This is a genomic window from Oceanobacter sp. 3_MG-2023 (assembly GCF_030688925.1).
Taxonomy (GTDB): Bacteria; Pseudomonadota; Gammaproteobacteria; order Pseudomonadales; family Oceanobacteraceae; genus Oceanobacter.
Map to the genome: position 1 here is coordinate 1 of NZ_JAUYVX010000040.1, position 1,566 is coordinate 1,566.

Annotated in this window: 1 protein-coding gene; it reads left to right on the forward strand. The window is 59.2% G+C overall.

All coding sequences use genetic code 11. The features are described 5' to 3' along the window. Positions 1 to 1,566, forward strand: a 1,566-nt coding sequence (locus Q8W32_RS16505) for an Ig-like domain-containing protein (protein WP_305415686.1), incomplete at both ends; no start/stop codon positions are given.

Sequence of the window (1,566 nt, forward strand, 5' to 3'; positions counted from 1 at the left end):
TATCAGTGCTGACAGCCTGTCCAGTACGCCCTTAACCAGCGATATGCTGGCCATCAATCAGACTCTGGCGACCCTGTTCCAGTTATCCGACCTGCTTGGTGATGTCACCGCGATCACCGAAGACGAGTTTAACCAGGAGGACGGCCTCAATACCGCCGAAGCGTACGGTGATTTATTGGTGGCCCTATCCGGTCTGGACGAGTTTCAGGGCAGTGTTGCTGCCACTCTGGAAGCCCTGCTGGCAGAGGTCTCGATCGTTGACGGCGTGGCCCTGATCTCCACTCATGGCATCGCCCTGCTGCAAGCGGGCCTGGCCCTGTTTGAAAGTGGCCCGTACAGCGGCGTGCTGGACAGCCAATCGGTGATCGCCCTGGCGCCGGTTGTCACGGAAGCCCGCGACGGACTACTGGCCGATGAAGCTGAGGATGGTACCGTCGTCACCCTGAAACAGGTGGCCGTCGGAGACCTCATCAGTATCACCCTGGGCGACCTGAACTACGATGTCACCGCGACGGTGGCCATGGTCTCCGATGGCTACGCATCGATCACCCTCCCGGCAGACCTGCTGGAAGAGCTGGGGGACGGGAACTGGCCACTGACCGTCAGCGTTAACGGCGACGCCCGCTTGCCCATCTATATTGAGCAGGAAATCAGTCGTCCGACACTCCGTATCGATGTCGATCGCAGCGATCTGGCGGCTGGAGAGCATACCGTCGTCACCTTTACTTTCAGTGAAGCCGTGATCGGCTTCAGTAATGCCGATATCACACTGGACAGCGGCAGCCTCAGCACCGTGACCACCACCGACGGCGGAGTCACCTGGACTGCAACCTACACACCGGCGGACAACACGGAAGACTCTGGTACCCGGATACAAATCGGTGGCGAATGGACCGACCTGGTGAACAATGCCCCGGCCGTGGGTGCCGACAACCTGGAGGCCAGCATCTCGATCCAGGTGGATACCGTGGCACCGGTGGCGAGTATCGACCTCTCAACCCATGTACTGGCGGTTGGAGAAACCGCCACGGTCACCATCCGCTTCCATGAAGCCGTGACCGGATTCGGCCTGGAAGATCTGTCGGCAGACAACGCCACCTTCTCCAACCTCATCAGCACCGACGGCGGCACCACCTGGACCGCCACACTGACTCCCTCCGACAACATCAGCAGCGATGATAACCGGATTTACCTGAGCAGCGGCTATACCGATGCGGTGGGTAACCAACCGACCAGCGACGTCATCAGCGCCAGTTATCAAATCGATACCCAGGCCCCGGTTTTCACCTCCGCGACCACCGCCACCGCGATTAACGAAAACTCTGGTGAGAACGCGGTGATTTACACCGCAACGACAGACGATGCCGCAGCGGTGGTTTATAGCCTCTCGGGGGCTGATGCTGCTTTGTTCAGCATTAACTCGGCCACCGGCGAAGTGACTTTGTTGGCCGACGCTGATTACGAGAGCAAGTCCAGCTATTCATTTGTAGTCACCGCCACCGATGGGGCGGGTAACCATACCGATCAAACTGTCACCCTGGCGGTCAATAACCTCGATGAAGCAGC